General features: G+C 71.1%; 1 pseudogene. It reads right to left on the minus strand.

Annotation, left to right across the window (positions count from 1 at the left end):
• A pseudogene (locus IG178_RS24880) lies at positions 1 to 599 on the minus strand (glycine dehydrogenase (aminomethyl-transferring)); the annotation flags it as partial.

Here is a 599-nt window from a genome sequence, read left to right on the forward strand (position 1 = left end):
CCGTCCAGGTAGACCTGGCCGCCGGCGTCGTGGATCTTGCCGCAGACCTCGCGGACGTCCTCCTCGAACACGCCGTGCGTGGAGGGGTAGGTGATCATGATGCCGGCGATCGAGCCCTCGTTGTCCGCGATGGCCTTGTCCAGGTCGTGGTGGTCGACGGTGCCGTCCGGCGCGGTCTTCACGACGCGCACGCGCAGCCCGGCCAGCACCGCGGAGGCGGCGTTGGTGCCGTGCGCGGAGGCGGGGATCAGTACGAGGTCGCGGGCCTCGTCGCCGCGGGAGATGTGCCAGCGGCGGATCGCCAGCAGGCCGGCGAGCTCGCCCTGGGAGCCGGCGTTCGGCTGGATCGAGACCTTGGCGTAGCCGGTCAGCTCGGCCAGGCGGGACTCGAGGTCCTCCACCAGGTGCTGCCAGCCCTGCATGCGCCAGGCCGGGGAGTAGGGGTGGACGTCCGCGAACTCGGGCCAGGTGATCGAGGCCATCTCGACGGCGGCGTTGAGCTTCATGGTGCACGAGCCCAGCGGGATCATGGTGCGATCCAGCGCCAGGTCGCGATCCGAGAGGCGGCGCAGCCAGCGCAACATGGAGGTCTCGGAGCG

The sequence above is a fragment of the Neoluteolibacter marinus genome, assembly GCF_014904755.1.
Lineage (GTDB): Bacteria > Verrucomicrobiota > Verrucomicrobiia > Verrucomicrobiales > Akkermansiaceae > Haloferula > Haloferula marina.